The following is a 20,391-nucleotide window of genomic DNA, read 5'->3' as shown; positions in this document are numbered from 1 at the left end:
TGACCAGGGGTTTTGCTTTTGCGCGCGGAAAAGTCTGCGAAAATCCGGGGAAAGGCAGCTATACGGCAGGGCTTTTCGTAGGCAAAGCGCAAGTGCCTCTATATGATGCGTGCCTGGCTAGTGTGGGGCGTCTATGCAGACCTTGCTGAAACTACTTCAAGACGGGCGATTCCACTCCGGTGAGGAGTTGGGGGCGGTACTGGGCATCAGTCGCAGTGCAGTCTGGAAACGCTTGCAGCACCTGGAGGCTGAACATGGCCTGCAGTTCCACAAGGTGCGTGGCCGGGGTTACCGCCTGGCGAGTCCCCTCAGTCTCCTGGATCCGCGGAAGATCGACAGCCTCTGGCCTGTCGAGATCATGCCCACCGTCGATTCAACCAATAGCGAGGCCATGCGCAGGCTCGCGGCTGGAGCCTCGACGCCTTTCGTTATCGTCGCCGAGCAGCAGACTGCCGGGCGTGGACGTCGCGGGCGAGCCTGGGTCAGTCCCTATGGAGAGAACCTCTATTATTCTCTGGCCATTACTGTCAGGGGGGGCGCTCGGGAGCTCGAAGGGTTGAGCCTGGTTGTCGGTCTCGCGGTGCTCCGGGCCCTGGAGTCCTTGGGCGTCCGGGACGCCGGGTTGAAGTGGCCGAACGACGTTCTGCAGGGAGGCAAGAAGATCGCCGGAATTCTCCTGGAGCTGAGTGGCGACCCCGCGGATCTGTGTCATGTCGTTATCGGCATAGGGATCAACGTCAACATGAAGACCGCCACTGATATCGGCCAGCCTTGGACCTCCCTGCGCGAAGCGCTGGGGGAGCTGGTGGATCGTTCGCGGCTGCTTTCTGCTCTCAATCGGCAGCTGGCCGATTATCTCGATAGGCATTCGCGCGAAGGCTTTGCTGCAAGTCGCGAGGAGTGGGAGTCCTGCAATCTCTGGCAGGGTGCCCAGGTCATTCTCTCGACTGCTCTGAGTTCCATCGAGGGTCGTGTGCTGGGTGTCGATAGCCGAGGAGCGCTGCGTCTCGAGGTGGATGGCGTGGAGCAGGGGTTCAGTGGAGGGGAGCTTAGTTTGAGGTTGCGTCAATGATTCTTGAGCTCGACTGTGGAAACTCGCTGATCAAGTGGCGGGTCATCGAGGGCGCGGCACGGTCGGTCGCCGGTGGCCTTGCGGAGTCCGATGATGCCCTGGTCGAACAGTTAACATCGCAGCAAGCGCTGCCAGTGCGAGCCTGTCGCCTGGTGAGCGTTCGCAGCGAGCAGGAAACCTCGCAACTGGTCGCACGGTTGGAGCAGCTGTTCCCGGTTTCGGCGCTGGTTGCATCATCCGGCAAGCAGTTGGCGGGAGTGCGCAACGGCTATCTCGACTACCAGCGCCTGGGGCTCGACCGCTGGTTGGCCCTCGTCGCGGCTCATCACCTGGCTAAGAAGGCCTGCCTGGTCATTGATCTGGGGACCGCGGTCACCTCTGACCTGGTCGCGGCGGATGGAGTGCATCTGGGGGGCTACATATGCCCGGGCATGACCCTGATGAGAAGCCAGTTGCGCACCCATACCCGACGTATCCGCTACGACGATGCAGAGGCCCGGCGGGCGCTTGCCAGTCTCCAGCCAGGGCAGGCCACGGCCGAGGCGGTTGAGCGGGGTTGTCTGCTCATGCTCAGGGGGTTCGTTCGTGAGCAGTACGCCATGGCGTGCGAGCTGCTCGGTCCGGATTGTGAAATATTCCTGACGGGTGGGGATGCCGAACTGGTTCGCGACGAACTGGCTGGCGCCCGGATCATGCCGGACCTGGTTTTCGTAGGGCTGGCACTGGCTTGCCCGATTGAGTGAGAGGATCTATGCGCTGGTTCTTCCTGTTTCTCCTGGCCCTGAACGTCTTCTACTACGTCTGGCACCAGCAGCAATCCCCGCTACGGGCCAAGGAAATCGCACCGCTGGAACTCTATAAGGATGGGCAGAAGAACATTCTGCTGTTGGCCGAGAGCAACCTTGCTTCCAGGGCGCGCTCGGGATCGCAGGTGCCGGCGCCGAGTGTGCCTCCGGCTGCCGAAGAGTCGATCGCATCCGAGTCGGCCTGTCTCTATCTTGGCGGAGGCGGTGAGGAGGCGGATGCCCGAAGGTTGCAGCAGCGCCTGCTGGGCCTGGATATCGAGGCGGAGGTCGAGGCCCGTGGGGAGATGAGCGTCGATTACTGGGTCTATCTTCCTCCGCTAGCCTCGCGGGAGGCTGCGCTTCGTCAGTTGAAGGAGCTTCAGGCGCGCAATATCGACAGCTACCTGATTGGCGAGGGAGTGCTGGCCAATGGCATTTCTTTGGGGATGTTTTCCGCGCGGGATTCGGCTGAAAGTGCGCAGGCCCGTCTCAAGACGGCAGGTTACGAGGCGGAGCTGAAGGAATTGCCCCGCGGGCAGCGTGATTTCTGGGTAAGGGTGGCACCCGGCAGCCGGCGTCTGGTGGATGAGCAACTGCTCCAGGAGCTGGCTCGGGACTTCAAGGGATTGCAGCATCAAATAATGTCGTGCAAAGGTGTTGCATCCCCCTGATGGTTTGCATAGAATGGCGCCCGCTTCGCAGGGGGAAGGCTGAAAGACTCCTACCATGAAGTTGCTGTTGAAACCTAAGTTCAGGTTTTTTAAGAGAAAACTCTTGACAGCAAGGTGGCAGACGTAGAGAATGCCGCCCACCAGTTTGGAGGGATTCCCGAGTGGCCAAAGGGATCAGACTGTAAATCTGACGTCATAGACTTCGAAGGTTCGAATCCTTCTCCCTCCACCAGTTTAAAAGCGTGAGCTTCGGGCTCCGCGGGTATAGTTCAGTGGTAGAACCTCAGCCTTCCAAGCTGATGATGCGGGTTCGATTCCCGCTACCCGCTCCAGTCAAGTTGCTTGTGTTTCGCTCATGTAGCTCAGTTGGTAGAGCACACCCTTGGTAAGGGTGAGGTCAGCGGTTCAAATCCGCTCATGAGCTCCATTTATCCAGGGGCAGATATGAAAATATCTGCCCTTGTTCTAATGGTAGCGTGATCCGCTCAATTCCTTGAAGGGGATGGTCTCCATGGCTAAAGAAAAATTTGAACGGAACAAGCCGCACGTCAACGTCGGCACCATCGGTCACGTTGACCATGGCAAGACCACTCTGACCGCTGCACTGACCAAGGTCTGCTCCGACACCTGGGGTGGTTCCGCTCGTGCTTTCGATCAGATCGACAACGCGCCGGAAGAAAAGGCCCGCGGTATCACCATCAACACCTCGCACGTTGAATACGATTCCGCTGTTCGTCACTACGCCCACGTTGACTGCCCCGGTCACGCCGACTACGTGAAGAACATGATCACCGGTGCTGCTCAGATGGACGGCGCGATCCTGGTTTGCTCGGCTGCCGACGGCCCCATGCCGCAGACCCGCGAGCACATCCTGCTGTCCCGCCAGGTGGGCGTTCCCTACATCGTCGTGTTCCTGAACAAGGCCGACATGGTCGACGACGCCGAGCTGCTGGAACTGGTCGAGATGGAAGTTCGCGATCTGCTGAACACCTACGACTTCCCGGGCGACGACACTCCGATCATCATCGGTTCCGCGCTGATGGCGCTGGAAGGCAAGGATGACAACGGCATCGGCGTAAGCGCCGTGCAGAAGCTGGTAGAGACCCTGGACTCCTACATTCCGGAGCCGGTTCGTGCCATCGACCAGCCGTTCCTGATGCCGATCGAAGACGTGTTCTCGATCTCCGGCCGCGGTACCGTGGTAACCGGTCGTGTAGAGCGCGGCATCATCAAGGTCCAGGAAGAAGTGGAAATCGTCGGCATCAAGGCGACCACCAAGACCACCTGCACCGGCGTTGAAATGTTCCGCAAGCTGCTCGACGAAGGTCGTGCTGGTGAGAACGTTGGTATCCTGCTGCGCGGCACCAAGCGTGAAGACGTAGAGCGTGGCCAGGTACTGGCCAAGCCGGGCACCATCAAGCCGCACACCAAGTTCGAGTGCGAAGTGTACGTGCTGTCCAAGGAAGAAGGTGGTCGTCACACCCCGTTCTTCAAGGGCTACCGTCCGCAGTTCTACTTCCGTACCACCGATGTGACCGGTAACTGCGAACTGCCGGAAGGCGTAGAGATGGTAATGCCGGGCGACAACATCAAGATGGTTGTCACCCTGATCGCTCCGATCGCCATGGAAGATGGCCTGCGCTTCGCGATCCGCGAAGGCGGCCGTACCGTTGGCGCCGGCGTGGTTGCCAAGATCATCGAGTAATCGCTGATCCTGCCATCAGAAAAGGGGCCCTCCGGGGCCCCTTTTTTCGTTCGTTGGTTAAATATTGACACCCTGTGGGGGCATCCGTACAATTGCGCCTCCTTTTAACGGGCGTAGTCCGTCCGTTGGGAATGGTAAATTGGAGTCTGAGGTCAAATGCAAAACCAACAAATCCGGATTCGGTTGAAGGCTTTTGACCATCGCCTGATCGATCAATCAACCCAGGAAATCGTGGAAACCGCGAAACGTACTGGTGCTCAGGTGCGTGGTCCAATCCCTCTGCCGACCCGCAAGGAACGTTTCACCGTGCTGATCTCTCCGCACGTCAACAAAGATGCGCGTGATCAGTACGAAATTCGTACACATAAGCGTGTACTGGACATCGTCCAGCCGACGGATAAAACCGTCGATGCGCTGATGAAGCTCGATCTTGCTGCAGGCGTTGAAGTACAGATCAGCCTCGGCTAATGCCTTCGGCATTGGTCGTGTAACGCTCTGAAATGGGCGGCCATAGCGGGTGAAAGCCCCGTACACTCAAGAGGTTTACAACATGACAATTGGTGTTGTCGGTCGTAAATGCGGCATGACCCGCATTTTCACCGAGGAAGGTGTCTCTATTCCGGTTACGGTCATCGAGGTCGAGCCGAATCGCGTCACCCAGTTCAAGACTGAAGAAACCGATGGCTACCGTGCAGTGCAAGTCACCGCCGGCGAGCGTCGTGCTTCTCGCGTTACCAAAGCGCAAGCTGGTCACTTTGCCAAGGCGAATGTCGCCGCCGGTCGCGGCGTGTGGGAATTCCGTCTGGGCGAAGAGCAGTATGCCGCTGGTGACCAGATCACTGTCGATCTGTTCCAGGCAGGCCAGATGGTAGACGTTACCGGCGAGTCCAAGGGTAAGGGCTTCGCGGGCACCATCAAGCGCTGGAACTTCCGTGGTCAGGATAACACCCACGGTAACTCCGTTTCCCACCGCGTCCCGGGTTCCATCGGCCAGTGCCAGACTCCTGGTCGAGTGTTCAAGGGCAAGAAAATGTCCGGTCATCTGGGTGCGGAGCGGGTAACCGTTCAATCCCTGGAGATCGTGCGCGTCGATGCTGAACGCAATCTTCTGCTGGTCAAGGGTGCCGTTCCCGGCGCTACCGGCGGTGATGTGATCGTGCGTCCGGCAGCCAAGGCTCGCGGTTAAGGGGGAAGCTGAGATGCAATTGAATGTGAACGGCGCTCAGGCTATCGAAGTCTCCGAGCGTACCTTTGGTGGCGAATTCAACGAGACCCTGGTGCACCAGGCAGTCGTGGCCTACATGGCTGGCGGCCGTCAGGGCAGCAAGGCGCAGAAGACTCGCTCCGAAGTCTCTGGTGGTGGCAAGAAGCCGTGGCGTCAGAAGGGCACCGGTCGTGCTCGCGCTGGCACCATCCGTAGCCCCATCTGGCGTGGGGGCGGCACCACTTTCGCCGCTAAACCGCGTAGCCACGAACAGAAGCTGAACAAGAAGATGTACCGCGCAGCACTGCGCTCCATCCTTGCCGAGCTCGTTCGTCTGGACCGTCTGGTCGTCGTTGCCGACTTCGCTGTCGATGCACCGAAAACCAAGGGCCTGGTTGCCAAGCTGGACACCCTGGGTCTGAAAGACGTGCTGATCGTGACCGATGGTGTCGACGAGAACCTGTACCTCGCTGCGCGCAACCTGGCGCACGTCGATGTACGTGATGTCCAAGGTTCCGACCCCGTCAGCCTGATCGCCTACGACAAGGTGCTGGTCACCGTGTCCGCCGTGAAGAAGTTCGAGGAGCTGCTGGGATGAACCAGGAACGCGTATTCAAAGTGCTGCTTGGTCCGCACATCTCCGAGAAAGCCACGGGTCTCGCGGACGGCAAGAGCCAATTCGTTTTCAAGGTTGCCACCGATGCAACCAAGCTGGAAATCAAGAAGGCCGTAGAAAGCCTGTTCAGCGTGAAGGTACAGCGCGTCACTACCCTGAACGTCAAGGGTAAGACCAAGCGCACCGCTCGCGGTCTGGGCAAGCGTAACGACTGGAAAAAAGCGTACATCGCTCTCCAGCCGGGCCAAGATCTCGATTTCGCCACCAGCGCTGAGTAAAGGGGTGCATCATGGCAATCGTTAAGTGCAAACCGACTTCCGCTGGTCGTCGCTTTGTCGTCAAGGTGGTGAATCAGGAGCTGCACAAAGGCGCTCCCTACGCACCGCTGCTGGAAAAGAAATCCAAGTCTGGCGGCCGTAACAACAACGGTCGTATCACCACCCGTCATATCGGTGGTGGTCACAAGCAGCACTACCGTCTGGTCGACTTCCGTCGCAACAAGGATGGCATCCCTGCCATCGTTGAACGCGTCGAATACGATCCGAACCGCACTGCACACATCGCTCTGCTGAAGTATGCAGACGGCGAGCGTCGCTACATCATCGCCCCCAAGGGCGTTGCTGCAGGTGACCAGCTGATCTCCGGTATCGGTGCGCCGATCAAGGCAGGCAACAGCATGCCTCTGCGCAACATCCCGGTGGGTAGCACTGTTCATGGTATCGAGCTGAAGCCGGGTAAAGGCGCTCAGATCGCTCGCTCCGCTGGCGCTTCCGCCCAGCTGGTCGCGCGTGAAGGTGCGTACGTAACCCTGCGTCTGCGCTCCGGTGAAATGCGTAAAGTCCTGGCTGAGTGCCGTGCGACCCTGGGCGAAGTCTCGAACTCCGAGCACAGCCTGCGTTCGCTGGGTAAAGCCGGTGCTACGCGCTGGCGTGGTGTTCGCCCGACCGTTCGCGGCGTGGCGATGAACCCGGTCGACCACCCGCATGGTGGTGGTGAAGGCCGTACCTCTGCTGGTCGTCATCCGGTATCGCCGTGGGGTCTTCAGACCAAGGGTAAGAAGACTCGCTCGAACAAGCGTACCGATAACATGATCGTCCGCCGCCGCAAGTAAATAGAGGGATACCACAGTGCCACGTTCACTGAAAAAAGGTCCGTTTATCGATCTTCACCTGTTGAAGAAGGTCGAAGTCGCGGTGGAAAAGAACGACCGCAAGCCGATCAAGACCTGGTCGCGTCGTTCGATGATTCTGCCGCATATGGTTGGTCTGACCATCGCCGTGCACAACGGCCGTCAACACGTACCGGTTCTCGTCAACGAGGACATGGTCGGCCACAAACTGGGCGAGTTCGCCGCTACCCGCACCTACCGCGGGCATGCTGCGGACAAGAAAGCCAAGCGTTAAGGGGTAAGGAAGATGGAAGTAGCCGCTAAGCTGTCGGGCGCTCGTATCTCCGCCCAGAAAGCCCGCTTGGTCGCCGACCAGATCCGCGGGAAGAAGGTGGGCGAAGCGCTCAACCTCCTGGCTTTCAGCAGTAAGAAAGCCGCCGAGATCATGAAGAAAGTGCTGGAGTCGGCCGTTGCCAACGCTGAGCACAACGAAGGCGCCGATGTGGATGACCTGAAGGTCTCCACCGTCTTCGTCAACGAAGGTCGTTCGCTCAAGCGCATCATGCCGCGTGCCAAAGGCCGTGCTGATCGCATCGTGAAGCGGTCTTGCCATATCACGGTCAAGGTTGCGGACAAGTAACGGAGTCGACAGATGGGTCAGAAAGTACATCCCAATGGCATTCGCCTGGGTATCGTCAAGGAGCACACCTCCGTTTGGTACGCAGACCGCAAGAACTATGCGGATTACCTGTTTGCCGACCTGAAGGTGCGTGAGTACCTCCAAGACAAACTAAAAAGCGCGTCCGTAAGCCGTATCGATATTCATCGTCCGGCTCAAACCGCACGCATCACCATCCACACCGCTCGTCCCGGCATCGTGATCGGCAAGAAAGGTGAAGATGTTGAGAAACTGCGCCAGGACCTGACCAAGCAAATGGGTGTGCCTGTGCACATCAACATCGAGGAAATCCGCAAGCCGGAACTCGATGCCATGCTGGTTGCGCAGAGCGTAGCCCAGCAGCTGGAGCGTCGCGTAATGTTCCGTCGCGCCATGAAGCGCGCCGTACAGAACGCCATGCGCATTGGTGCCAAGGGCATCAAGATTCAGGTCAGCGGTCGTCTGGGTGGGGCTGAAATCGCCCGTACCGAATGGTATCGCGAAGGTCGTGTGCCCCTGCACACCCTGCGCGCCGATATCGACTATGCCACCTACGAAGCGCACACCACTTACGGTGTGATCGGTGTCAAGGTTTGGATCTTCAAGGGCGAGGTCATCGGTGGCCGCCAGGAAGAGCTGAAGCCGGTAGCACCCGCTCCTCGTAAAAAAGCTGCTAGGTAAGGAGTACGCAAATGCTGCAACCCAAGCGTACGAAGTTCCGCAAACAAATGACCGGCCACAACCGTGGTCTGGCTCATCGTGGTAGTAAGGTCAGCTTCGGTGAGTACGCACTGAAGGCCACTAGCCGTGGCCGCCTTACTGCTCGTCAGATCGAGTCCGCGCGTCGTGCGCTGACCCGTCACGTGAAGCGTGGCGGCAAGATCTGGATCCGCGTATTCCCTGACAAGCCTGTCACCAAGAAGCCCCTCGAAGTTCGTATGGGTAAAGGTAAGGGTGGGGTCGAGTACTGGGTAGCCCAGATCCAGCCGGGCAAGGTCCTGTACGAGATCGAGGGTGTTTCCGAAGAGCTGGCGCGTGAGGCTTTCGCCCTGGCTGCTGCAAAGCTGCCCCTCGCCACCTCCTTTGTTAAGCGGACGGTGATGTGATGAAAGCGAATGAACTTCGTGAAAAATCCGTTGAGCAGCTGAACGAGCAACTGCTCGGCCTGCTGCGCGACCAGTTCAATCTGCGCATGCAGAAAGCAACTGGCCAGTTGGGGCAGTCTCACCTGCTCTCGCAGGTTAAGCGCGACATCGCTCGCGTTAAAACTGTGCTCAATCAGCAAGCAGGTAAGTGATCATGGCTGAAGCTCAGAAAACCGTCCGTACGCTGACCGGCCGCGTCGTCAGCGACAAAATGGACAAGACCGTCACCGTACTGATCGAGCGTCGCGTCAAGCACCCGATCTACGGCAAATACGTCAAGCGTTCGACCAAACTGCACGCACACGACGAATCCAATCAGTGCCGCATTGGTGACCTGGTCACCATTCGCGAAACCCGTCCGCTGGCCAAGACCAAGGCCTGGACCCTGGTTGATATCGTTGAACGCGCGGTGGAAGTCTAAGGACTAGGGGTCGGAGAAATTATATGATTCAGACTCAATCCATGCTCGATGTCGCTGACAACAGCGGCGCGCGTCGTGTGATGTGCATCAAGGTGCTCGGCGGTTCCCACCGCCGTTACGCCGGCATCGGCGACATCATCAAGGTCACCGTCAAGGAAGCGATTCCGCGCGGCAAAGTGAAGAAGGGCCAGGTCATGACTGCCGTGGTCGTTCGCACCAAGCACGGCGTACGTCGTACCGACGGTTCCATCATCCGCTTCGACGGCAACGCCGCCGTCCTGCTGAACAACAAGCAGGAGCCGATCGGCACCCGTATCTTTGGGCCAGTGACTCGTGAACTCCGTACCGAGAAGTTCATGAAGATCGTCTCGCTCGCCCCCGAAGTGCTGTAAGGAGTAGCCGTCATGCAAAAGATTCGTCGTGACGACGAAGTAATCGTCATTGCCGGCAAGGACAAGGGCAAGCGTGGCAAGGTGCTGAAGGTTCTCGCTGACGACCGTCTGGTCGTCGGCGGGGTGAACCTGATCAAGCGCCACACCAAGCCCAATCCGATGCTCGGCCAACAGGGCGGTATCGTCGAGAAGGAGGCGCCTCTGCACGTCTCCAACGTCGCCATCTTCAATACTGAAACCAGCAAGGCTGACCGCGTTGGCTTCAAGGTAGAAGACGGTAAGAAAATTCGTGTCTTCAAGTCGACCCAGAAACCGGTTCAGGCTTGAGGCTGCTAGGTAGATCACCATGGCACGATTGAAAGAAATTTATCGGAAGGAAATCGCGCCCAAGCTGAAAGAAGAGCTTCAGCTGGCGAACGTGATGGAAGTTCCGCGCGTTACCAAAATCACCCTGAACATGGGTCTTGGCGAGGCGGTCGGTGACAAGAAGATCATCGAGAACGCCGTAGCCGATCTGGAAAAGATCACTGGTCAGAAGCCGGTCGTGACTTACGCTCGTAAGTCCATCGCAGGCTTCAAGATCCGTGAAGGCTGGCCGATCGGCGTCAAGGTCACCCTGCGTAGCGACCGGATGTACGAATTCCTGGATCGTCTGCTGTCCATCTCCCTGCCGCGCGTGCGTGACTTCCGCGGCCTGAATGCCAAGTCCTTCGATGGTCGCGGCAACTACAGCATGGGCGTGAAAGAGCAGATCATCTTCCCGGAAATCGATTACGACAAGATCGATGCGCTGCGTGGCCTGGACATCACCCTGACCACCACCGCTCGTACGGATGACGAAGGTCGCGCCCTGCTGCGTGCTTTCAAATTCCCGTTCCGTAACTGATTGGAGTAGGAACATGGCTAAAGAGAGCATGAAGAACCGCGAGCTGAAGCGTCAGCTGACGGTAGCCAAGTACGCCAAGAAGCGTGCCGAGCTGAAAGCGATCATCGCTAATCCGAACTCCTCTGCGGAAGAGCGTTGGAATGCCCAGGTCGCCCTGCAGAAGCAACCGCGTGACGCCAGCGCCAGCCGCCTGCGTAACCGTTGCCGCCTGACCGGTCGTCCGCACGGCTTCTACCGCAAGTTCGGCCTGAGCCGTAACAAGCTGCGCGAAGCCGCCATGCGCGGCGACGTACCGGGTCTGGTGAAAGCCAGCTGGTAATCGCAGCGAACGGTGTCGCCAGTCGGCACCGTTGATCGCGACATCGAATCAAGCCCCTCATGGGGCTTGATTCGTTTTGGCGTGATCTCTAGAATACCCGGCTCCCCTGAGCCTGGGTTTGTTTCGCCTGGCGTTTATGGGCGAATTGAAGTTGAAGGCTTATTCTTTTGTATCAGGAGCGTTAAGCCCATGAGTATGCAGGACCCGTTAGCAGACATGCTAACTCGCATCCGTAATGCCCAGATGGCTGAAAAGACCGTCGTAAGCATGCCGTCCTCGAAACTGAAAGCGGCGGTAGCCAAAGTCCTGAAGGACGAAGGCTATATTGCGGATTTCCAGATCAGCTCGGAAGTAAAACCCCAGCTGTCCATCGAACTGAAGTACTTCGAAGGCAAGCCTGTCATCGAAGAGGTCAAGCGCATCAGCCGTCCTGGCCTGCGTCAGTACAAATCCGTTGAGCAACTGCCGAAAGTTCGTGGCGGCCTCGGGGTGTCGATCGTCTCCACCAACAAAGGTGTGATGACCGATCGTGCTGCCCGTGCTGCTGGTGTTGGCGGCGAAGTGCTCTGCACTGTGTTCTAAGGGGAATCAGCATGTCTCGCGTTGCTAAGAACCCCGTCAAGCTGCCTGCCGGCGTTGAAATCAAACTGGCTGGTCAGCAACTGTCCATCAAGGGCGCCAAAGGTGCTCTGGAGCTCAAGGTCCATCCTTCGGTCGAAGTGATCCAGGACAGCGGTGAGCTGCGTTTTGCTGCGCGTAACGGCGACCAGCAGACTCGCGCCATGGCTGGTACCACCCGTGCTCTGGTGAACAACATGGTAGTCGGCGTCAGCCAGGGCTTCGAGCGCAAGCTCCAGCTGGTCGGCGTTGGTTACAAAGCGCAGGCCAAGGGCCAAGTGCTGTCCCTGTCCCTCGGCTTCTCCCATCCGGTTGATTACGAACTGCCGGCCGGCATCGTCGCTGAGACCCCCAGCCAGACCGATATCCTGATCAAGGGTATCGACAAGCAGCTGGTCGGTCAGGTTGCTGCCGAAATTCGCGACTTCCGTCCGCCGGAGCCTTACAAAGGCAAGGGCGTGCGTTACGCCGACGAAGTCGTCCGTCGTAAAGAAGCCAAGAAGAAGTAGGGCATAGCAAATGAGCGTCAAGAAAGAAACCCGTCTGCGTCGCGCTCGCAAGGCACGCCTGAAGATGCGCGAGCTGGAAACCGTACGCCTCTGCGTGTACCGCTCTTCCCAGCACATTTACGCCCAGGTCATTGCGGCCGACGGCGGCAAGGTCCTGGCCAGCGCCTCGACCCTGGACAAAGACCTGCGCGAAGGTGCCACCGGCAACATCGATGCAGCCAAGAAAGTTGGTCAACTGGTCGCCGAGCGCGCCAAAGCGGCCGGCGTCACCCAGGTGGCGTTCGATCGTTCTGGCTTCAAGTACCACGGCCGTGTGAAAGCGCTGGCTGATGCCGCTCGTGAAGGCGGACTGGAGTTCTAAGTTATGGCAAACAACGAGCAAAAGCGCGACGAAGGCTACATCGAGAAGCTGGTTCAGGTTAACCGCGTCGCCAAAACCGTAAAAGGTGGCCGTATCTTCGCTTTCACCGCACTGACCGTGGTGGGTGATGGCAAGGGTCGCGTTGGTTTCGGTCGTGGCAAGGCGCGTGAAGTGCCGGCCGCCATCCAGAAAGCAATGGAGGCCGCTCGCCGCAACATGATCCAAGTCGATCTGAACGGCACCACCCTGCAGTATCCGACCAAGTCCGCCCATGGCGCCTCCAAGGTGTACATGCAGCCGGCTTCGGAAGGTACCGGCATCATCGCCGGCGGCGCCATGCGTGCCGTTCTGGAAGTGGCTGGTGTGCAGAACGTCCTGGCCAAGTGCTATGGCTCCACCAATCCGGTGAACGTGGTTTACGCCACCTTCAAGGGCCTGAAGAACATGCAGGCTCCGGAAGCAGTAGCGGCCAAGCGTGGCAAGAGCGTCGAGGAGATTCTCTAACCATGGCAACTGTCAAAGTCACTCTGGTCAAGAGCCTGAACGGCCGTCTGGCCAACCACAAGGCTTGCGTCAAGGGTCTCGGCCTGCGTCGCATCAATCATACCGTCGAAGTTCAGGACACTCCTGAGAACCGCGGCATGATCAACAAGGCCTACTACCTGCTGCGTGTGGAGGGTTAATCCATGCAACTGAACGATCTGCGTTCCGCGCCGGGTGCCCGTCGCGAAAAGCACCGTCCGGGCCGTGGCATCGGTAGCGGTCTGGGCAAGACCGGTGGCCGTGGTCACAAAGGTCTGACCTCCCGCTCCGGTGGCAAGGTCGCTCCGGGCTTCGAGGGTGGTCAACAGCCTCTGCACCGTCGCCTGCCGAAGTTCGGCTTCGTTTCCCTGAAGGCCATGGATCGTGCTGAAGTACGCACCTCCGAGCTGGCCAAGGTCGAAGGCGACGTCGTCAGCCTGCAGACCCTGAAGGATGCCAACCTGATCAACCAGCACGTACAGCGCGTCAAAGTCATGCTGTCCGGCGAAGTTGGTCGTGCGGTCACCCTGAAAGGTATCGCCGCCACCAAGGGTGCGCGTGCGGCTATCGAAGCAGCTGGCGGTAAATTCGAGGACTAAATGGCTAAGCAAGGTGCTCTCTCTGCGCTAAGCAACGGCGGTCTGTCCGAGCTCTGGGCACGTCTGCGTTTCCTGTTCCTGGCGATCATCGTCTATCGGATCGGCGCGCACATCCCAGTTCCGGGCATCAACCCCGATCGCTTGGCGGCACTGTTCCGGCAGAACGAGGGGACCATTCTTAGCCTCTTCAACATGTTTTCCGGCGGCGCGCTGGAGCGCATGAGTATCTTTGCACTGGGGATCATGCCGTACATCTCGGCATCGATCATCATGCAGCTCATGACCGCTATCAGCCCGCAGCTGGAGCAGTTGAAGAAAGAGGGTGAGTCTGGGCGTCGCAAGATCAGCCAGTACACCCGCTACGGTACTGTAGTCCTGGCACTGGTCCAGGCCATCGGCATGTCCGTTGGCCTGGGCAGCCAGGGCGTAGCCTTCTCCAACGACTTCGGCTTCTACTTCGTGGCTGTCACCACCTTCGTGGCTGGTGCCATGTTCATGATGTGGCTGGGCGAGCAGATCACCGAGCGCGGTGTCGGCAACGGCATCTCGATGTTGATCTTCGCTGGTATCGTTGCAGGCCTGCCGCGCGCCATCGGTCAGTCTTTCGAGTCTGCCCGTCAAGGTGACATCAACATCTTCGCCCTGATCGGCGTCGGCCTGCTGGCCGTGGCGATCATCGCGTTCGTGGTGTTCATCGAGCGTGGCCAGCGTCGCATCGCGGTGCATTACGCCAAGCGCCAGCAAGGCCGCAAGGTGTTTGCAGCGCAGACCAGCCATCTGCCGTTGAAGGTGAACATGGCGGGTGTGATTCCCGCGATTTTCGCCAGCAGTATCCTGCTGTTCCCGGCGTCCCTGGGCTCCTGGTTCGGTCAGTCGGAAGGCTTGGGTTGGTTGCAGGACGTCGCGCAAGCGATCGCTCCGGGGCAGCCGCTGAACATCTTGCTGTTCACTGCAGGGATCGTTTTCTTCTGCTTCTTCTATACAGCGCTGATGTTCAACCCGAAGGACGTGGCGGAGAACCTCAAGAAGTCCGGTGCATTTATTCCGGGCATCCGTCCGGGCGAACAGTCCGCTCGCTACATCGATGGCGTGCTGACCCGTTTGACCATGTTCGGTGCTCTGTACATGACGGCTGTCTGCCTGCTGCCCCAGTTCCTGGTGGTTGCGGCGCACGTGCCGTTCTATCTTGGCGGGACCTCGCTGTTGATCGTGGTCGTGGTTGTCATGGACTTTATGGCCCAGGTGCAATCTCACCTCGTTTCTCACCAGTATGAATCCCTGATGAAGAAAGCCAACCTGAAGGGCTACGGCAGCGGCATGCTGCGCTGATAGACCCGTAAGGTTCGAGGAGTTGGTGATGAAAGTTCGTGCATCGGTCAAGAAGCTGTGCCGTAACTGCAAAATCATCCGTCGCGATGGCATCGTGCGGGTGATCTGCAGCGCGGAACCGCGTCACAAGCAGCGCCAAGGCTGATTGTGATCCACGCGTGATAACCCGGCAGCTAGTGTGCTGCCGGGTTGATTATTTGCTATTACAGCGCTAATATCCGCGCCCTTTCTTGGCTTCCTGGGCGCAGGGTAGCTGTCAATTGGAGTTTTTCTGAATGGCCCGTATTGCAGGCGTCAACATTCCGGATAACAAGCACACTGTTATCTCGCTGACCTACATCTATGGTGTTGGTCGCACTACTGCTCAGAGCATCTGCGCAGCCACCGGCGTAAACCCGGCTGCCAAGATCAAGGACCTGAGCGACGAGCAGATTGATCAGCTGCGTAACGAAGTCGCGAAGATCACCACCGAAGGTGACCTGCGTCGCGAAATCAACATGAACATCAAGCGTCTGATGGACCTCGGTTGCTACCGCGGTCTGCGTCATCGTCGCGGTCTGCCGGTTCGCGGTCAGCGTACCAAGACCAACGCGCGTACCCGCAAGGGCCCGCGTAAGCCGATCCGCAAGTAATCGCGTAGGAATCTAGTCATGGCAAAACCTGCTGCTCGTCCCCGTAAGAAAGTCAAAAAGACAGTGGTCGATGGGATCGCCCACATCCACGCGTCTTTCAACAACACCATCGTGACCATCACCGACCGTCAGGGCAACGCACTGTCCTGGGCGACCTCCGGTGGTTCCGGTTTCCGCGGCTCGCGTAAGAGCACCCCGTTCGCTGCCCAGGTAGCGGCCGAGCGTGCCGGCCAGGCTGCCCTGGAATACGGTCTGAAGAACCTGGACGTCAACGTCAAGGGCCCGGGCCCGGGCCGCGAGTCCGCCGTTCGCGCTCTGAATGCTTGCGGCTACAAGATCGCCAGCATCACCGACGTAACCCCGATCCCGCATAACGGCTGCCGTCCGCCGAAAAAGCGTCGCGTGTAATAGGAGACAGTGAGAAATGGCTCGTTACATTGGTCCCAAGTGCAAACTGTCTCGCCGTGAAGGCACCGACCTGTTCCTGAAGAGCGGCGCCCGCGCCCTCGACTCGAAGTGCAAGGCTGAAAACGTTCCTGGCCAGCATGGCCAGCGTCGTGGCCGTCTGTCCGACTACGGTCTGCAGCTGCGTGAAAAGCAGAAAGTACGTCGCATCTACGGCGTGCTGGAGCGTCAGTTCCGCGGTTACTACCAGGAAGCTTCCCGTCGCAAGGGTTCTACCGGTGAGAACCTGCTGCAACTGCTCGAGTGCCGCCTGGACAACGTCGTATACCGCATGGGCTTCGGTTCCACTCGTTCGGAATCCCGCCAGCTGGTATCCCACAAGGCCATCACCGTCAACGGTCAGACCGTCAACATCCCTTCCTACCAAGTGAAGGCCGGTGACGTCGTAGCTGTTCGCGAAAAATCGAAGAACCAGCTGCGTATCGCTCAGGCTCTGGAACTCTGTGGCCAGCGCGGTCGCGTCGAGTGGGTCGAAGTCGACCTCGACAAGAAGGCTGGTACCTTCAAGAGTGCTCCGGCTCGCAGCGACCTGTCCGCTGATATCAACGAAAACCTGATTGTCGAGCTCTACTCCAAGTAAGGGCTAGAAAATAGGTGCATCCATGCAGAGTTCGGTAAATGAGTTCCTGACCCCCCGCCACATCGATGTGCAGGTGGTCAGTCAAACCCGCGCCAAGATCACGCTCGAGCCTCTCGAGCGTGGTTTTGGTCACACCCTGGGCAACGCGCTGCGTCGCATCCTGTTGTCCTCCATGCCTGGCTGCGCAGTGGTCGAGGCCGAGATCGACGGCGTACTCCACGAGTACTCGGCGATCGAAGGTGTGCAGGAAGATGTAATCGAGATCCTGCTGAACCTGAAAGGTCTGGCCATCAAGCTGCACGGTCGTGATGAAGTGACGCTGACCCTGGCTAAGAAGGGCTCGGGTGTTGTGACTGCTGCCGATATTCAGCTGGATCACGATGTTGAGATCATCAACGGTGACCACGTTATCGCCAACCTGGCAGACAACGGCGCGCTGAACATGAAGCTGAAGGTAGCTCGTGGCCGTGGCTACGAGCCTGCCGACGCACGTCAGAGCGATGAAGACGAAAGCCGCAGCATCGGCCGTCTGCAGCTCGACGCATCGTTCAGCCCGGTCCGTCGTGTCTCCTACGTGGTGGAAAACGCCCGTGTCGAGCAGCGCACCAACCTGGACAAACTGGTCCTGGACCTGGAAACCAACGGCACCCTGGATCCCGAAGAGGCTATCCGTCGCGCCGCTACCATCCTGCAACAGCAGCTGGCAGCGTTCGTGGACCTCAAGGGCGACAGCGAACCCGTCGTTGAAGAGCAGGAAGACGAGATCGATCCGATCCTCCTGCGCCCGGTCGATGACCTGGAACTGACCGTACGTTCGGCCAACTGCCTGAAGGCGGAAAACATCTACTACATCGGTGACCTGATCCAGCGCACCGAAGTGGAGCTGTTGAAAACGCCGAACCTGGGCAAGAAGTCCCTGACCGAAATCAAGGACGTTCTGGCTTCCCGTGGTCTGTCCCTCGGTATGCGCCTCGATAACTGGCCGCCGGCAAGTCTTAAGAAAGACGACAAGGCCACTGCCTGATCGTCGTAACTACCGAACGTAAAGTTTGGAAAGGAATTGAACCATGCGCCATCGTAAAAGTGGTCGTCACCTGAGCCGCACCAGCGCGCACCGCAAGGCTATGTTCCAGAACATGGCGGTGTCGCTGTTCGAACACGAACTGATCAAAACCACCCTGCCCAAGGCCAAGGAACTGCGTCGCGTTGCCGAGCCGCTGATCACCCTGGCCAAGGAAGACAGCGTCGCCAACCGTCGCCTGGCTTTCGACCGTACCCGTTCGAAAGCTGCCGTTGGCAAGCTGTTCAACGACCTGGGCAAGCGCTACGCCAACCGTCCGGGCGGCTACCTGCGCATCCTGAAGTGCGGTTTCCGCGCTGGCGACAACGCCCCCATGGCGTACGTCGAGCTGGTTGATCGTCCTGTCGGCGGTGAAGTCGTAGAAGCTGCCGAATAAGGCATCTGCTGCACAAGAAACCGGGCCTAGGCCCGGTTTTTTATTACCTGCCTTAAAGTTTTTATCTATCGGCTCGCTGTCTTTAATAAATTGGATTGTTGGAGGGCTGTCATTCATCCTTAACCTGCTTTTACGAAAAGCTACGTTCGGGTAAGCGAGATCAATGCAAAGGGCGCTTGGCTCAGCCTGGAGGTTGTCCTCCGCCAATCCCTGGTCCACGCTGATGATTTCCGTGTAGCCGCTTCGCTTCATAGCACGTTAGCCGTTGAGGAGAGAGTAAATGGAAGAGAAGACCCGCCTGACCACTGCCGCTGGCGCACCGGTGGTCGATAACCAGAACGTGCAGACCGCCGGTCCGCGTGGCCCGATGTTGCTGCAGGACGTGTGGTTCCTCGAGAAGCTCGCCCACTTCGATCGCGAAGTGATCCCCGAGCGCCGCATGCATGCGAAAGGCTCCGCGGCCTACGGCACCTTCACCGTCACCCATGACATCACCCCCTACACCCGGGCGAAGATCTTCTCCCAGGTCGGCAAGAAGACCGATATGTTCCTGCGCTTCTCCACCGTCGCCGGTGAGCGCGGCGCGGCGGATGCCGAGCGCGATATCCGCGGCTTCTCCATGCGTTTCTACACCGAGCAGGGCAACTGGGACCTGGTCGGCAACAACACCCCGGTGTTCTACCTGCGTGACCCGCTCAAGTTCCCCGATCTCAACCACGTGGTAAAGCGTGACCCGCGCACCAACCTGCGCAATGCGACCTTCAAGTGGGACTTTTTCTCTCACCTCCCCGAGTCGCTGCATCAGTTGACCATCGACTTCAGCGACCGCGGCCTGCCGAAGAGCTATCGGCACATCCATGGTTTCGGCAGCCATACCTTCAGTTTCATCAATGCGAACAACGAGCGCTTCTGGGTCAAGTTCCACTTCAAGACCCAACAGGGCATCGAGAACCTGACCAACGCCGAGGCCGCCGAAGTGATCGCCCAGGACCGCGAGAGTTCGCAGCGCGACTTGTACGAGAGCATCGAGAAAGGCGATTTCCCGCGTTGGAAGATGTACGTGCAGATCATGCCCGAGAAGGAAGCGGCCACCTATCGCTACAACCCGTTCGACCTGACCAAGGTCTGGCCCCACGGCGACTACCCGTTGATCGAAGTGGGCTTCTTCGAGCTGAACCGTAACCCGGACAACTACTTCGCCGAGGTCGAGCAGGCCGCTTTCACACCGGCCAACGTGGTGCCCGGTATCGGTTTCTCGCCGGACAAGATGCTCCAGGGCCGTCTGTTCTCCTACGGCGACGCCCATCGCTATCGCCTGGGCGTCAACCACCACCAGATCCCGGTGAACGCCGCGCGTTGCCCGCACCAGGTCTACCACCGCGACGGCGGCATGCGGGTGGACGGCAACAACGCCCATCAGCGCGTCACCTACGAGCCGAACAGCTTCAACCAGTGGCAGGAGCAGCCTGACTTCTCCGAGCCGCCGTTGAGCCTGGAGGGTGCGGCGGACCACTGGAACCACCGGGTGGACGACGACTACTACAGCCAGCCGGCCGCGCTGTTCCATCTGTTCACCGACGAGCAGAAGCAGCGGCTGTTCGCCAACATCGCCGAAGACATCCGCGATGTACCGGAACAGATCCAGCGTCGCCAGATCGGCCTGTTCCTCAAGGTCGACCCGGCCTACGGCAAAGGCGTCGCCGACGCCCTCGGCCTGAAGCTGGACTGATGGCCTGATGAGGCCCCCGGCCCCCTTCCTAGGAAGGGGGCTTTTTTATCTGCATTGGCTTGACCCGGATCAGGCGGAGCCGGGAGCATATGCGGCTAGATTCCTAGTTTTCTCCAGGGAGAGCCCCCCGATGCAAGGCCATCCGGAAGTCATCGATTACCTCAACACGCTGCTGACCGGCGAGCTGGCCGCGCGCGACCAGTACTTCATCCACTCGCGCATGTACGAGGACTGGGGCTTCAGCAAGCTCTACGAGCGCCTCAACCACGAGATGGAGGAGGAGACCCAACACGCCGACGCCCTGCTGCGCCGTATCCTCCTGCTCGAAGGTACGCCGCGCATGCGTCCCGACGATATCCACCCGGGCACCACGGTGCCGGAGATGCTCGAGGCCGACCTCAAGCTCGAGCGCCATGTCCGCGCCGCGCTGGCCAAGGGCATCGCCCTCTGCGAGCAGCACAAGGACTTCGTCAGCCGCGACATCCTCAAGGCCCAGTTGGCCGACACCGAGGAAGACCACGCCTACTGGTTGGAGCAACAGCTTGGCCTGATCGCCAGGATGGGCCTGGAGAACTACCTGCAATCGCAGATCTGACCCTACCCCGCGG

At 59.2% G+C, this 20,391-nt stretch carries 34 protein-coding genes and 3 tRNA genes; all 37 read left to right on the top strand.

Annotated elements, in window-relative coordinates; genetic code table 11:
* Positions 1-133 precede the first annotated feature (133 nt).
* The 37 genes from birA to bfr all read left to right on the top strand — a co-directional run bounded on the left by birA (position 134) and on the right by bfr (position 20,378).
* Entirely contained in the window at positions 134-1,072 is a 939-nt protein-coding gene (gene birA, locus HMPREF2716_RS02495) for a bifunctional biotin--[acetyl-CoA-carboxylase] ligase/biotin operon repressor BirA (protein ID WP_016252943.1), read from the top strand.
* Entirely contained in the window at positions 1,069-1,815 is a 747-nt protein-coding gene (locus tag HMPREF2716_RS02490; protein WP_003093768.1) for a pantothenate kinase, read from the top strand. Before birA ends, HMPREF2716_RS02490 begins: the two co-directional genes overlap by 4 nt.
* A gap of 8 nt (positions 1,816-1,823) precedes the next feature.
* Positions 1,824-2,528 carry an SPOR domain-containing protein gene (locus tag HMPREF2716_RS02485; protein ID WP_003118935.1) on the top strand — a complete coding sequence of 235 codons (705 nt, stop codon included), beginning with the start codon at positions 1,824-1,826 and terminating at the stop codon, positions 2,526-2,528.
* A gap of 147 nt (positions 2,529-2,675) precedes the next feature.
* Positions 2,676-2,760 (top strand) — tRNA-Tyr (locus HMPREF2716_RS02480).
* 26 nt (positions 2,761-2,786) lie between these two features.
* Positions 2,787-2,860, top strand: a tRNA-Gly gene (locus tag HMPREF2716_RS02475).
* 19 nt (positions 2,861-2,879) lie between these two features.
* Positions 2,880-2,955 (top strand) — tRNA-Thr (locus HMPREF2716_RS02470).
* An 84-nt stretch (positions 2,956-3,039) separates the two neighbouring features.
* Positions 3,040-4,233, top strand: coding sequence for an elongation factor Tu (tuf, locus tag HMPREF2716_RS02465; RefSeq protein ID WP_003115146.1), 1,194 nt, complete (start codon positions 3,040-3,042; stop codon positions 4,231-4,233).
* A gap of 156 nt (positions 4,234-4,389) precedes the next feature.
* On the top strand, positions 4,390-4,701 hold the full coding sequence (rpsJ, locus tag HMPREF2716_RS02460; RefSeq protein ID WP_003103876.1) for a 30S ribosomal protein S10: 312 nt from the start codon (positions 4,390-4,392) through the stop codon (positions 4,699-4,701).
* Between the two features lie 82 nt (positions 4,702-4,783).
* On the top strand, positions 4,784-5,419 hold the full coding sequence (rplC, locus tag HMPREF2716_RS02455; RefSeq protein ID WP_003103877.1) for a 50S ribosomal protein L3: 636 nt from the start codon (positions 4,784-4,786) through the stop codon (positions 5,417-5,419).
* A 13-nt stretch (positions 5,420-5,432) separates the two neighbouring features.
* The gene (gene rplD / locus HMPREF2716_RS02450) at positions 5,433-6,035 is read left to right on the top strand and encodes a 50S ribosomal protein L4 (RefSeq protein ID WP_003093737.1); all 603 of its coding nucleotides are present in this window, start codon (positions 5,433-5,435) and stop codon (positions 6,033-6,035) included.
* Positions 6,032-6,331: a 50S ribosomal protein L23 gene (rplW, locus tag HMPREF2716_RS02445; RefSeq protein ID WP_003093736.1), complete on the top strand. Its 300-nt coding sequence runs from the start codon at positions 6,032-6,034 to the stop codon at positions 6,329-6,331. The genes rplD and rplW overlap by 4 nt, the downstream gene beginning before the upstream one ends.
* An 11-nt stretch (positions 6,332-6,342) precedes the next feature.
* A complete protein-coding gene (gene rplB / locus HMPREF2716_RS02440; RefSeq protein ID WP_003103878.1) occupies positions 6,343-7,164 on the top strand; it encodes a 50S ribosomal protein L2 in 822 nt (273 codons plus the stop codon).
* Positions 7,165-7,180: 16 nt separating this feature from the next.
* The gene (gene rpsS / locus HMPREF2716_RS02435) at positions 7,181-7,456 is read left to right on the top strand and encodes a 30S ribosomal protein S19 (RefSeq protein ID WP_003093734.1); all 276 of its coding nucleotides are present in this window, start codon (positions 7,181-7,183) and stop codon (positions 7,454-7,456) included.
* Positions 7,457-7,468: 12 nt separating this feature from the next.
* Positions 7,469-7,801 carry a 50S ribosomal protein L22 gene (gene rplV, locus HMPREF2716_RS02430; RefSeq protein WP_003103908.1) on the top strand — a complete coding sequence of 111 codons (333 nt, stop codon included), beginning with the start codon at positions 7,469-7,471 and terminating at the stop codon, positions 7,799-7,801.
* A 12-nt stretch (positions 7,802-7,813) separates the two neighbouring features.
* On the top strand, positions 7,814-8,500 hold the full coding sequence (gene rpsC / locus HMPREF2716_RS02425; protein ID WP_003093727.1) for a 30S ribosomal protein S3: 687 nt from the start codon (positions 7,814-7,816) through the stop codon (positions 8,498-8,500).
* Between the two features lie 11 nt (positions 8,501-8,511).
* On the top strand, positions 8,512-8,925 hold the full coding sequence (rplP, locus tag HMPREF2716_RS02420; protein ID WP_003093723.1) for a 50S ribosomal protein L16: 414 nt from the start codon (positions 8,512-8,514) through the stop codon (positions 8,923-8,925).
* Positions 8,925-9,116: a 50S ribosomal protein L29 gene (gene rpmC, locus HMPREF2716_RS02415; RefSeq protein WP_003093720.1), complete on the top strand. Its 192-nt coding sequence runs from the start codon at positions 8,925-8,927 to the stop codon at positions 9,114-9,116. Before rplP ends, rpmC begins: the two co-directional genes overlap by 1 nt.
* Before the next feature lie 2 nt (positions 9,117-9,118).
* A complete protein-coding gene (rpsQ, locus tag HMPREF2716_RS02410; protein WP_003093717.1) occupies positions 9,119-9,385 on the top strand; it encodes a 30S ribosomal protein S17 in 267 nt (88 codons plus the stop codon).
* A gap of 23 nt (positions 9,386-9,408) precedes the next feature.
* Positions 9,409-9,777, top strand: coding sequence for a 50S ribosomal protein L14 (rplN, locus tag HMPREF2716_RS02405; RefSeq protein WP_003093714.1), 369 nt, complete (start codon positions 9,409-9,411; stop codon positions 9,775-9,777).
* A gap of 12 nt (positions 9,778-9,789) precedes the next feature.
* On the top strand, positions 9,790-10,104 hold the full coding sequence (gene rplX / locus HMPREF2716_RS02400; RefSeq protein ID WP_003093711.1) for a 50S ribosomal protein L24: 315 nt from the start codon (positions 9,790-9,792) through the stop codon (positions 10,102-10,104).
* 19 nt (positions 10,105-10,123) lie between these two features.
* Entirely contained in the window at positions 10,124-10,663 is a 540-nt protein-coding gene (gene rplE, locus HMPREF2716_RS02395) for a 50S ribosomal protein L5 (protein ID WP_003093703.1), read from the top strand.
* A 13-nt stretch (positions 10,664-10,676) separates the two neighbouring features.
* Positions 10,677-10,982 (top strand): 30S ribosomal protein S14, encoded by a 306-nt coding sequence (gene rpsN, locus HMPREF2716_RS02390; protein ID WP_003093701.1) that lies wholly within the window; start codon positions 10,677-10,679, stop codon positions 10,980-10,982.
* A gap of 189 nt (positions 10,983-11,171) precedes the next feature.
* Positions 11,172-11,564 carry a 30S ribosomal protein S8 gene (gene rpsH, locus HMPREF2716_RS02385; RefSeq protein WP_003093700.1) on the top strand — a complete coding sequence of 131 codons (393 nt, stop codon included), beginning with the start codon at positions 11,172-11,174 and terminating at the stop codon, positions 11,562-11,564.
* Positions 11,565-11,575: 11 nt separating this feature from the next.
* Positions 11,576-12,109: a 50S ribosomal protein L6 gene (rplF, locus tag HMPREF2716_RS02380; RefSeq protein WP_003093699.1), complete on the top strand. Its 534-nt coding sequence runs from the start codon at positions 11,576-11,578 to the stop codon at positions 12,107-12,109.
* A gap of 10 nt (positions 12,110-12,119) precedes the next feature.
* Positions 12,120-12,470, top strand: a complete 351-nt coding sequence (gene rplR, locus HMPREF2716_RS02375; RefSeq protein ID WP_003093698.1) for a 50S ribosomal protein L18 — start codon at positions 12,120-12,122, stop codon at positions 12,468-12,470.
* 3 nt (positions 12,471-12,473) lie between these two features.
* Entirely contained in the window at positions 12,474-12,974 is a 501-nt protein-coding gene (gene rpsE / locus HMPREF2716_RS02370) for a 30S ribosomal protein S5 (RefSeq protein ID WP_003093697.1), read from the top strand.
* A 2-nt stretch (positions 12,975-12,976) separates the two neighbouring features.
* Positions 12,977-13,153, top strand: coding sequence for a 50S ribosomal protein L30 (rpmD, locus tag HMPREF2716_RS02365; protein ID WP_003093696.1), 177 nt, complete (start codon positions 12,977-12,979; stop codon positions 13,151-13,153).
* A gap of 3 nt (positions 13,154-13,156) precedes the next feature.
* Positions 13,157-13,591, top strand: a complete 435-nt coding sequence (rplO, locus tag HMPREF2716_RS02360; RefSeq protein WP_003093695.1) for a 50S ribosomal protein L15 — start codon at positions 13,157-13,159, stop codon at positions 13,589-13,591.
* Positions 13,592-14,920 (top strand): preprotein translocase subunit SecY, encoded by a 1,329-nt coding sequence (gene secY / locus HMPREF2716_RS02355; RefSeq protein ID WP_003093694.1) that lies wholly within the window; start codon positions 13,592-13,594, stop codon positions 14,918-14,920.
* 28 nt (positions 14,921-14,948) lie between these two features.
* Positions 14,949-15,065, top strand: a complete 117-nt coding sequence (gene rpmJ, locus HMPREF2716_RS02350; protein WP_003093693.1) for a 50S ribosomal protein L36 — start codon at positions 14,949-14,951, stop codon at positions 15,063-15,065.
* Positions 15,066-15,195: 130 nt separating this feature from the next.
* Complete coding sequence (gene rpsM / locus HMPREF2716_RS02345; protein ID WP_003093692.1) at positions 15,196-15,552, top strand: 30S ribosomal protein S13; 357 nt, start codon at positions 15,196-15,198, stop codon at positions 15,550-15,552.
* Positions 15,553-15,570: 18 nt separating this feature from the next.
* A complete protein-coding gene (gene rpsK / locus HMPREF2716_RS02340; RefSeq protein ID WP_003093689.1) occupies positions 15,571-15,960 on the top strand; it encodes a 30S ribosomal protein S11 in 390 nt (129 codons plus the stop codon).
* 16 nt (positions 15,961-15,976) lie between these two features.
* Positions 15,977-16,597 carry a 30S ribosomal protein S4 gene (rpsD, locus tag HMPREF2716_RS02335; RefSeq protein WP_003093678.1) on the top strand — a complete coding sequence of 207 codons (621 nt, stop codon included), beginning with the start codon at positions 15,977-15,979 and terminating at the stop codon, positions 16,595-16,597.
* A 22-nt stretch (positions 16,598-16,619) separates the two neighbouring features.
* Positions 16,620-17,621 carry a DNA-directed RNA polymerase subunit alpha gene (gene rpoA / locus HMPREF2716_RS02330; protein ID WP_003093675.1) on the top strand — a complete coding sequence of 334 codons (1,002 nt, stop codon included), beginning with the start codon at positions 16,620-16,622 and terminating at the stop codon, positions 17,619-17,621.
* 43 nt (positions 17,622-17,664) lie between these two features.
* Complete coding sequence (rplQ, locus tag HMPREF2716_RS02325; RefSeq protein WP_003093672.1) at positions 17,665-18,054, top strand: 50S ribosomal protein L17; 390 nt, start codon at positions 17,665-17,667, stop codon at positions 18,052-18,054.
* A 280-nt stretch (positions 18,055-18,334) separates the two neighbouring features.
* On the top strand, positions 18,335-19,783 hold the full coding sequence (katA, locus tag HMPREF2716_RS02320; RefSeq protein WP_003103909.1) for a catalase KatA: 1,449 nt from the start codon (positions 18,335-18,337) through the stop codon (positions 19,781-19,783).
* Positions 19,784-19,913: 130 nt separating this feature from the next.
* The gene (gene bfr / locus HMPREF2716_RS02315; RefSeq protein WP_003093668.1) at positions 19,914-20,378 is read left to right on the top strand and encodes a bacterioferritin; all 465 of its coding nucleotides are present in this window, start codon (positions 19,914-19,916) and stop codon (positions 20,376-20,378) included.
* The last annotated feature ends 13 nt before the right edge of the window (positions 20,379-20,391 follow it).

This window comes from Pseudomonas sp. HMSC076A11, from assembly GCF_001810205.1.
GTDB lineage: Bacteria > Pseudomonadota > Gammaproteobacteria > Pseudomonadales > Pseudomonadaceae > Pseudomonas > Pseudomonas aeruginosa.
The sequence above is the reverse complement of the archived record's forward strand: the minus strand, read 5'-3'. Positions and strand labels throughout refer to the sequence as shown.